We start from the raw sequence: 10,744 nt of genomic DNA, 5'->3' as shown, positions 1-10,744 counted from the left end.
GTTGAATATACTATCACCCCACAGGAAATACTTACCCTAGTCCAGTCACTACCCAACAATATTCAAACCCTCCTTAAAAAACCCAACTCGCTGTTTGACGAAAAAATCAATAGACAAGTTGAATATACTATCACCCCACAGGAAATACTCACCCTAGTCCAGTCCTTACCCAACAATATCCAAACCCTCCTTAAAAACCCCAACTCGCTGTTTGACGAAAAAATCAATAGACAAACACCTATCCCCATACCTGGACTACAACTCGACAACATATTTATCGGTATCCAACCCTCCAGAGGATACGACCTCGACCCCACCTTAAACTACCATTCCCCCGACCTCGACCCCACCCCCAACTACCTCGCTTACTATTACTGGTTACGGGAAAAATTCGCCGCCCATGCTATCATTCATGTAGGCAAACATGGCAACCTAGAATGGCTACCCGGTAAAAGTTTAGCACTGAGTAAAACCTGCTATCCCGAAATTAGCTTAGACACCCTCCCCCACCTCTATCCCTTCATTGTCAATGACCCAGGGGAAGGGTCTCAAGCAAAACGAAGAAGTCACGCAGTTATTTTAGACCATCTCACCCCCCCCTTAACTCGTGCCGAATTATACGGAGGTTTGCAACAGTTAGAAACCCTCATTGATGAGTATTACGAAGCACAAACCCTCGACCCCACCCGCTTACCTATTATTGCCGAAAAAATTACGCAACTGGTACAACAAGAAAACCTCGACCAAGACTTGGGGATAGATGGGTCTGTCGTCACAGAAATTAGCCAATTTCTTACCCTTGCAGATGGCTACCTTTGCGAGTTAAAGGATGCACAAATACGAGATGGCCTACACATCTTTGGGGAATGTCCCCAGGGGGAACAATTGCGGGATTTAATTATTGCAATTTCCCGTAATTCCGGTTATAATAAAATAGGGTTAATAAAAGCATTAGCCCAAGATTTACAAATAGAATTTGATGAAACTGCCGAGTACAGTCAGCCCCTCGCTTATCCCAAGTTGAACTGTACAAACATCGGGGATGCCAAAAATTATTTAGAAACCGAAGCCCAACGGTTAGTGGGAGAAATCGTTAATCAGTCGCCCTTCGACTTCGCTCAGGGCAGCGCAGTCACCAGTCACCCTTCGACTTCGCTCAGGGCAGCGCAGTCACCAGTTAAAACAGAACAAAATAACACTAAAACCCTTGGACTGAGCGAAGCCGAAGTCCAACTAACTTGGATACAACAAACCCTCCTCCCCAACCTACAAAAAACCCCCCAAGAACTCACCCACCTCATTAAAGCCCTAGACGGTCAATACATCCCCAGTGGGTCATCCGGAGCCCCCACCCGAGGCCGTCCCGACGTACTCCCCACCGGACGCAACTTCTACTCCGTCGATATCCGGTCCCTCCCCACCGAAACCGCCTGGGACATTGGCCGCAAAGCCGCCGAAACCGTCATCGAACGCTACACCCAAGAAAACGGCGAATATCCCAAAACCCTCGCCCTCTCCGTCTGGGGAACGGCCACCATGCGCACCGGAGGCGACGACATCGCCCAAGTCCTCGCCCTCCTCGGAGTCCAACCCGTCTGGGATGGAGTCTCCCGTCGCGTCGTCGATTTTGAAATACTTCCCCTCTCCATCCTCGGTCGCCCCCGCGTCGATGTCACCCTCCGCATCTCCGGCTTCTTCCGCGATAGCTTCCCCAACTTAATAAGTTTAATTCATAGCGCCATTGGTGCCGTTGCCCAACTCAACGAACCCCCCGACCAAAACCCCCTCGCCCACCAAGTCCAACAAGACCAACACCACTGGCAAGCCCAAGGACTCCCCCCCGAAACCGCCCACAACCGCGCCCTAGAGCGCATCTTCGGCTCAAAACCAGGGGCTTACGGGGCCGGCCTGCAAGGACTCATCGAAGCCCAAAACTGGACCAGTGACGAAGACCTGGCCCGCGCCTACATTAACTGGAGTAGCTACGCCTACACCCCCAGCGAAAACGGCGGCCTCCGGGGCATCTCCTCCCCCGAAGCCTTCCAAAAACGCCTCCAACACCTGCAAATCGTCCTCCACAACCAAGACAACCGAGAACACGACCTCCTCGACTCCGACGACTACTACCAATTCCAAGGCGGCCTCACCGCCGCCGTCCGGTCCATCAGCGGCCAAAACCCCACCACCTACTTCGGCGACAACTCCCGCCCCAGTAACCCCAAAGTCCGCCATTTGACAGAAGAAATTAGCCGCGTCTATCGCTCCAGAGTAATTAACCCCAAATGGATCAAAGGTGTCATGCGTCATGGCTACAAAGGGGCCTTTGAAATGGCAGCCACGGTGGACTACCTTTTCGCCTACGACGCAACCGCTAACTGCGTTTCTGACTTCATGTACGAAGGCGTAGCCAACGCCTATCTCCTTGATGAAACCGTCCAAAATTTCATCCGAGAAAAGAATCCTTGGGCCTTGCGAGATATGGGTGAACGACTCCTGGAAGCCCATCAACGGGGACTCTGGCAAAACGCCAACATCGACCAATTGGAGGAGTTACGGGCCCTCGTCAATTCCGCCGAAGGGACGATTGAAATGTCTGCCAATTCCGATTGAATGAACACCATTAGCAGTAATCAGTAATTAGTAATGGGAGTCTGAAATGGCTTAACATTAACTTTCCTTACAGAATGACCCCAAAAAGTCTGTAACGGAAAAAATTGCGGTATTAAGAAATAGTAAACGGTTGGTCTCACTGTTCCCCCACTAACCCCTAAGCAACCCCCGCTAATCCGAACCCGCCAATTCTCATCTTGAATCATCCCCTGGGTTGTCTCGAAGTGTAACCGCAGAATCAGTACCTGAACAATGATAAAAATATCTCAATTTTTCCAATCTATACAAAATTTTCTCAAACCAAAAATCCCTCGTTTTCTCGCGCTGATCCTCTCTACCCTAGCCATACTACACTTTATTATTCTGCCTGCATTTACCCAACAACCTGTCACCGTTCGGGTGTTAATGCAAGCCCTCGAAGCCAACCAATGGCAACCTCTAGAGGAGAAGTTTGAGGAAGAAAATCCGGATATTAATTTAGAAATTATTGAAGGGCCCAACGATACTAACCTGGTCGAAGATTTGTACACCTCTGCCTTTTTATTGGGGGATTCCCCCTACGACTTGGTGTATATGGACATTGTGTGGGTCCCGAAATTTGCGGCTGCGGGCTGGTTGGAAGATTTAAGCGATCGCGTTTCCCCAGCAGAATTAGACAAGTTTCTCGAAGGGGACGTAAACGGCAGTATGTACGAAGGTGGCCTCTATCGTATGCCCTTCCGATCTGATGGCGGAATGCTCTACTACCGCACCGACCTTTTAGAAGCAGGTGGATATGATCCCCCCGAAACTTTCAGCGAACTGATGCAAATCTCCCAAGAGTTAAAAGAACAGGACATCGCCGACTGGGGCTATGTTTGGCAGGGGAAACAGTACGAAGGACTGGCCGCCATGTTTGTGGAAATTCTCAAAGGCCACGGGGCCTTTTGGGTGAACCCTGACACCCTGGAAGTGGGATTAGACTCCCCCGAAGCTATTGATGCCGTTAAATTCTTGAAAAGCACCATCAATGAAGGGATTTCTCCCCCCGGTGTCACCACCTACGCTGAAGAAGAAACCCGTCGTATTTTCCAAAATGATGATGTGGTCTTCCTCCGCAATTGGCCCTATGTCTTCGCCCTAGCGCAAGAGTCAGAAATTAGCGGTCAATTCGCCATTAAACCCATGGTTCACGAACCAGGAGAACCCAGTGGGGCCTGTCAAGGGGGATGGGGTTTAGGGATCTCGAAAAGTTCCCAACACCCGGACGAAGCCTGGCGCGTCGCTAAATTTATCAGTAGTCGAGAAACTCAGAAACAATACATCCTCAAAACGGGTTATGTTCCCAGTCGCAAATCCCTCTTTAATGACCCCGAAGTGGTCGAGAAATACAGTCACTATCCCCAACTGTTAGAAGTGGTCGAAAATGCAGCGTTACGTCCCCCCATTGCCCAATACGCCCAAGCCTCAGACATTTTACAACGCTATCTCAGTGCCGCGTTAACCGGAACAATGACCCCCGAAGAAGCCATGAACACCGCCGCCCAAGAAACCCGTAATTTATTTGCCAGTTAGGTAATGGGTAATGGGTAATGGAAGATGGGGGAGATGGGGAAGATGGGGGAGAACAAACAACAACCAACAAACAACAACCAGCAAACAAAAACCAACAACCAACAAACCAACAACCAAAAATGCAAAAAGACGCAATTCGACAACGAGAACAGCGAACGGGCTGGATACTCATAACCCCAGCACTTTTGGTCTTGGCCTTAGTTTTCGCCTATCCGATTGTGCGGGCGTTTGTTCTCAGCCTGTTTACCCAAAACCTAGGGACGGAACTTGAACCCGTCTTTTCTGGGTTTACTAACTATGTCCGTCTCTTTGGGGATGGTCGCTTTTGGCAAACTTTTGGCCAAACCGCTATTTTTACTATCTCTAGTATCTTGCTAGAGTTAGTCATCGGCATGGTTTTCGCCCTAGTCCTCAATGAAACCTTTCGCGGACGGGGACTGGCCCGAACCGCTTCCCTCATTCCCTGGGCCTTACCGACTGCCGTTATGGGACTCGCTTGGGCCTGGATTTTTAACGACCAATACGGGGTAGTCAATGACCTTTTATCTAGGGTGGGCTTTATTGAAGACCCCATCACCTGGCTAGGAGACCCGGTTCGTGCGATGATCGCTTTGATTTTTGCCGATGTTTGGAAAACGACCCCCTTTATCGCCATTTTACTCTTAGCGGGACTACAATCGATCCCCCAAGATTTATACGAAGCCCATAAAATCGACGGGGCCAACCCAGTCCAGAGTTTTTGGTCGATTACTCTACCTTTACTGACCCCGCAGATGTTGATCGCCCTACTATTCCGCTTTGCCCAAGCCTTCGGGATTTTTGACTTAATTCAAGTGATGACCGGAGGGGGGCCGGCTGGACGAACCGAGATGATTTCTAACTATATCTATGCAACCGTCCGCCGTTACCTTGACTTCGGTTATGGGGCCGCGTTGGTGGTAGTGACGTTTTTAATTCTCATTGCTGCTGTGGCTATTACCGCATTTTTATTATCCAAAACCCGCATTAATGTTACAGGAGAACGATAAATGGCAGTTGCACAACAACCGCAAGAACAACAAACCCAAAGTAAAATCCCCACAAAACGGATTATTCTCTGGCTTGGGGTGATCTCGTTATTGGTCTTTTGTTTAGCCCCGGCCCTATGGCAGTTGTTAACTTCCTTTAAAACGAATGATGCGATCGCAACCATTCCCACCATCTATTTCCCCAATCTCTCGGAATTAACCTTTAATCACTATATTACGCTGGGCTGGAACTTTCTCCGCTATGTCTTTAATAGTGCTTTGGTTTCGGTCATTTCAACGGTGATCTGTTTGGGAGTCGGGGCCCCGGCAGCCTATACGTTAGCCCGTCTCAATATTCCAGGCAAACAAATTATTCTCAGTTGTGTCCTTGTGGTCAGTTTATTTCCCTATGTCCTACTATTCTTGGGCTTATTGGAGTTGGTGAAGTATTTTGGCTTAGGGAATAATTACATTTCTCTGATTATCCCCTACACGGCCATTAATTTGCCGTTGACTATTTTGGTTTTACGCAGTTTTTTCCTACAATTACCGAAAGATTTAGAGGACTCGGCGAAAATTGACGGTTATCGGACTGTCCCCATGTTGCTGCAAATTGTCCTCCCTCTCACGTTACCCGCTTTGGTGACAACGGGAATGTTGGCTTTTATTTTTGCCTGGAATGAGTTTATTTTCGCCCTGACGTTCATCACTAAAGATGAAATGCTGACTATTCCTGTCAAAGTCGCCCAAATTGGCGGGGCATCGGTCTATGAAATTCCCTACGGCCCCATTGCCGCAGCGACAGTATTAGGCACCATTCCCCTAATTCTCCTAGTCCTATTCTTCCAACGCCGAATCGTCCAAGGGATTACCGCAGGGGCAGTTAAAGGGTGATTTCAGTAATCAGTAATCAGTAATCAGTAATCAGTTTGACCAGTTCCCAGTTCTCGGTTACTCAGGACAAAGAACCAACAACCAACAACCAATCACCAAAAAAAATATGACTACCTTACAACTCGAAAATCTCCGTAAACAATTTGCCCCGGATGTGATTCCAGTCAAAGATATTAGCTTATCGGTTGAAGATGGGGAGTTTTTGACCCTTCTTGGCCCCTCTGGTTGCGGGAAATCTACCCTGCTGCGTCTCATTGCAGGGTTGGAACAACCAACGGCAGGGGCGGTGAAAATTGGGGGGAATGTATTAAATGATATTGCACCCGGCGATCGCAATATGGCTATGGTGTTTCAAAGTTACGCCCTCTACCCCCACATGAATGTCTCGGAGAATATCTCCACCTCCCTACGACTGAAAAATGTTCCCCAAGAAGAAATTAAACGTCGTATCGCCAATGTCTCAGAAAAACTGGGACTCGGCCACCTCCTCAACCGGAAACCCTCCGCCCTCTCTGGGGGACAAAGACAACGGGTAGCCCTGGCCCGGGCCCTCGTTCGGGACCCGGAAGTGTTCCTCTTAGACGAACCCCTGAGTAACTTAGATGCCTTACTCCGGGAACAAGTCCGTCAGGAACTCAAGGAACTCTTTAAGTCTCAAAACAAACCTGTCGTGTACGTCACCCACGACCAAACCGAGGCCATGACCCTTTCTAGTAAAGTGGCTGTCCTCCTCGATGGAATTATCCAACAACTTGATCCCCCCCGTCGCATTTATACCCACCCGGCCAATAAATTTGTGGCGGGGTTTGTCGGGAGTCCACAAATGAATTTATTGACCCTCAATTGTAATCAAAATAAAGCCATTCTCGGTGATTATGGTTTCCCCTTACCCCAAAAAGGCCAGTCGGCCAAAATGATTGATATGGGACTCCGACCGGAAGATATTCATATTGCCACCCCAGAGGATGAGTTAACGGTCGAAGGCCATGTATTCTTAGAAGAAAACTTCGGTCGGGAAGTCCTTCTCAGTGTGAAGGTGAAAGGGTCTGATCAGACCCTACGGGCGTTAATTCCCCCTGATGATGAATGGGATAATGAAAATATTAAATTAGGCTGGTCTCATCGCCAAATGCACTGGTTTGATGCCCAATCTGGAGAACGCATTGAGGCGGCAGATTCTCCCGTTTTAGCCTCTTAATTTAATGGATAATGGATAATTCTGGAGTTGAATCTAGATTCTAGAGAGGTTCTCTTAATACGCCTTGGGTTAAACCCCAAGGCTAATAGCTGAAACCCGTGTTTAACGGGTTGAGAAAGCAAAAAGGACTTAAAATCTAGCCTGTTTACGGTCAGAAGAAAGAAGCCCTAAAGGGCTTACTACGAACGGATTAACCAACAACCAACAACAAACAACAAACAACAAACAACAAACCTAATCCGTCATCACCTTTAAAATAGCAGGCGCGATCGCATCTAAGGATAACACTTGTTGGGCCGCTCCTAATGCGATCGCTTCTTTCGGCATTCCAAACACCACCGAAGTGGCCTCGTTTTGGGCAATGGTTTTCCCGCCCATCTGGGCAATAGACTGCATCCCAACCGCCCCATCTCGCCCCATTCCGGTTAATAATACCCCCAAGGCCGCAGACCGATAATATTTAGCAATAGACTGAAATGTCACCGTAATAGACGGGCGATGACCTCCCACCGGACTGGTAGTAGAATAGTGAAACCGTCCAAACCGATCAATTTCGAGGTGATATCGTTCCTTGGGAAAATAAATCACTCCCCCTTGAGGATACTCCCCCTCCTCCGCAATTTTAATAGGGAGAGAACAACACAGGGTCAACCAGTCCAACAACCCCTGTAAAAAACCGTCGCTAATATGCTGAACACAAATAATAGGAATGGGAAATTTAACGGGTAAAGGCGATAACAACGTCCTCAACGCTTGAGGCCCCCCAGTTGATGCCCCAATGGCCACAATTTTTGTCTTGAGACTCGAATACACCGGAGACTGAAACTGTAATTTCGGTGGAATGGGTTGGATATGAGTTTTGACAGGGGGTTGCTTCTTCTCCTCCGAGGCCACTGGATGAGACACCTTCGCCTCCCGATGAGACGATGAAGATTTTGCCACCGGAGAAGACGACGACGGCAAACCCCCCGTTTTTTTCCGTCGGGTAAACACCTTCACCCCCGACAAAATACGGATTTTCTCAATCAATGACTTTTTAATCGTATTGTAATCCTCCTCCCCGCCCCTCGGTTTAGGGAAAATATCCACCGCCCCCGCATCCAACAATTCAAAGACATTTTTAGTGTCTTCCTCCTGAACCGAGGTACTAATCACCAAAATCGGCAAAGGATGCGTCGCCATCACCTCCGACGTAAACTCCAACCCATTCATTTTTGGCATATGTAAATCCGTACAAACCACATCCGGATTCACTTCTTTGAGTAACGCCAACCCCTCCAACCCTGTTGCAGCCGTCCCTACTACTTCTGTATAAGGACTCTCCTGCAAAATCCGTTTTAAAATGGTTCGCGCAATGGGCGAATCTTCCACAATCAAAACTTTAGTCGGTTTCATGGGTTGTTGTTACTGTTAATTGTTTATTGTTTATTGTTTATTGTTGACTGCTTATTATTTATTGCTCATGGTTAATTGTTAATTGCTCATTACTCATTACTCATGGTTAATTGTTAATTGTTAATTGTTAATTGTTTACTAAACCAACCGCCTCAAGGTTTCCAATAAAATATCTTGATTAAATGCCCCCTTGGTAATATACGCATTAGCCCCGGCCTCTACCCCTCTTCTTCGATCTTCGTCAGAACTAAGGGAAGTGACAAGAATAATCGGTAATTCGTTATATTCTGCCTGTTGTCGAATGCGTTCCGTTAACGCTAAACCATCTAAATTGGGCATTTGAATATCCGTCACCACCGCATCAAAAGACCGACTCCTCAACTTGGTCCACCCGTCCAACCCATCCACTGCCGTCACTACCTCATAGCCAGCCCCCTCCAAAATCCGTTTTTCTTGAGTCCGAATGGTGATAGAATCCTCAGCCAATAAAATCGACGGTTTCTGGGCTTTTTTCGTCACCGTTTTGGTGGTTGCCACTCCCCCCATTGTTCCTTTTTGAACCGACTTGAGTAAGTCCACCGGGTTGAGAATCATACACACTTCCCCAGTCCCTAAAATAGTCGCCCCCGCCACATTGCGAACTCGTTTTAATAGTTCACTTTGGGGTTTGAGAACCACATCCTGAGTATCTAATAACTCATCCACAAATACCCCAAAACGGTCTTCTCCCACATTCAGTAACACACAGGGCAACCCTTGGCCGTCCTCATGGTTCGGGGTTTCTCCATGAGGAGACCCCAATTCTAATAAGTTCCCTAAATGGGCCACAGAAATGGCTTTTCCCTCCACAGCAACCGTTTCTCGACCTTCGATGGTGAAGACATCATCAGGGTTAATTAAAAAACTGGTTTCTACATATTCAATGGGTATCGCTTGGGTGATCCCTTGAACACTGACGAGGAGGACGTTGGCCGTTGCCAGAGTAGTCCCCAGTTGAATGCGGAAGGTTGACCCCTGGCCGGGGGTCGATTCCACTTGAATCGACCCTTTGAGTTGTTCTACATTGTGATACACCACATCTAATCCCACCCCACGACCGGAGACTTCTGTGATAAAACCTTGGGTGGAGAAACTAGGCAGGAAGATTAAATTATAAATTTGATTGGGGGTGAAACTTTCGAGTTCTTCGGGACGGTATAACCCCCGTTTAATGGCGGTTTTTTTAATTTGATTCTCGTTCAATCCCCGCCCATTATCGGCCACTTCAATAATAATGTTACTGGTAGTCTGATATCCCCGTAACCAAATGGTGGCGGTGGGGTCTTTGCCCGCTTTTTGTCGCTGTTCGGGGGGTTCGATGCCGTGATCAATGGCGTTGCGAATGAGGTGCATGAGAGGGTCTTTCATTTCCTCTAAAATGCGTTTATCTGCTGTGGTGTCTGCCCCCTCGATGATCAGTTCTACGGTTTTGCCCTCTTGTCGGGATAAGTCTCTCACCATGCGGGGAAAGAGTTGGAAAATATTGGACAGGGGCAATAAACGGAGGGTCCGAATGCGGTTTTCCAGATTCCCGGCAATGAGGTCTAGACGGGAGGTGTTTTCTTGGGCTGACAGTTTTAGTTGGTCGAGGAGGTCTTCGATTTGTTCGTTGAGATTGTGGGTTATTTGCCCATTGCCGTTTTGATGGCCGTTTTGATGGTTTTTGGCTTCTTCCCACAGGTCATACAAGGTATTAATTTCGTTGGCGACATGGGCAATGCGAATTTTGGTGACGGTGAGTTCTCCCGATTGGGTGATTAGGTCATCCAGATAACGGGTTTCTACGCGGATGGTGTGAATACGGTAGGGTTCTCCTTGGGGAGAGGTAGAGGAGGTGGGGGTGGGGCTGGAGATGGTGACGGTTTGCCCGTCTTTGGGTTGCGGTTGACGAGAAGGTTGGATTTCGGTGGTATCTGGGTCGTCTTCGGGGGTTTCCTCTGCGACGGGTTCTGAGTCTTCTGGGGACGGTTCTGAGTCTTCTGCGACGGGTTCTGGGGTGACTTCTGGGGACGGTTCTGAGTCTTCTGAGACGGGTTCTGGGGTGTCT

The 10,744-nt window shown here is 48.3% G+C and carries 7 protein-coding genes; 5 read left to right on the top strand and 2 right to left on the bottom strand.

All coding sequences use genetic code 11. From position 1 onward, the window contains the following. From cobN to PN462_RS00110, 5 genes are all read left to right on the top strand, one after another. Positions 1-2,610, top strand: a 2,610-nt coding sequence (gene cobN / locus PN462_RS00130; protein WP_272125770.1) for a cobaltochelatase subunit CobN, incomplete at its 5' end; no start/stop codon positions are given. Positions 2,611-2,862: 252 nt separating this feature from the next. Further along, positions 2,863-4,164 carry an ABC transporter substrate-binding protein gene (locus PN462_RS00125; protein ID WP_272125768.1) on the top strand — a complete coding sequence of 434 codons (1,302 nt, stop codon included), beginning with the start codon at positions 2,863-2,865 and terminating at the stop codon, positions 4,162-4,164. A gap of 119 nt (positions 4,165-4,283) precedes the next feature. Beyond that, on the top strand, positions 4,284-5,192 hold the full coding sequence (locus tag PN462_RS00120) for a carbohydrate ABC transporter permease (protein WP_272125767.1): 909 nt from the start codon (positions 4,284-4,286) through the stop codon (positions 5,190-5,192). Beyond that, positions 5,193-6,065, top strand: coding sequence for a carbohydrate ABC transporter permease (locus tag PN462_RS00115; RefSeq protein WP_272125766.1), 873 nt, complete (start codon positions 5,193-5,195; stop codon positions 6,063-6,065). A 106-nt stretch (positions 6,066-6,171) separates the two neighbouring features. Beyond that, complete coding sequence (locus PN462_RS00110) at positions 6,172-7,263, top strand: ABC transporter ATP-binding protein (RefSeq protein WP_272125765.1); 1,092 nt, start codon at positions 6,172-6,174, stop codon at positions 7,261-7,263. Positions 7,264-7,497: 234 nt separating this feature from the next. On the opposite strand, the gene cheB is transcribed toward PN462_RS00110, so the two are convergent. Beyond that, positions 7,498-8,658 (bottom strand): chemotaxis-specific protein-glutamate methyltransferase CheB, encoded by a 1,161-nt coding sequence (gene cheB / locus PN462_RS00105; protein ID WP_272125764.1) that lies wholly within the window; start codon positions 8,656-8,658, stop codon positions 7,498-7,500. Positions 8,659-8,796: 138 nt separating this feature from the next. Then, positions 8,797-10,744: hybrid sensor histidine kinase/response regulator (locus PN462_RS00100; protein ID WP_272125763.1), on the bottom strand; the 1,948-nt coding region annotated here is incomplete at its 5' end.

Origin of the sequence: Spirulina sp. CS-785/01, assembly GCF_028330525.1 — a bacterium.
GTDB lineage: Bacteria > Cyanobacteriota > Cyanobacteriia > Cyanobacteriales > Spirulinaceae > JAQMSD01.
This window is presented reverse-complemented; position numbering and strand designations above follow the sequence as displayed.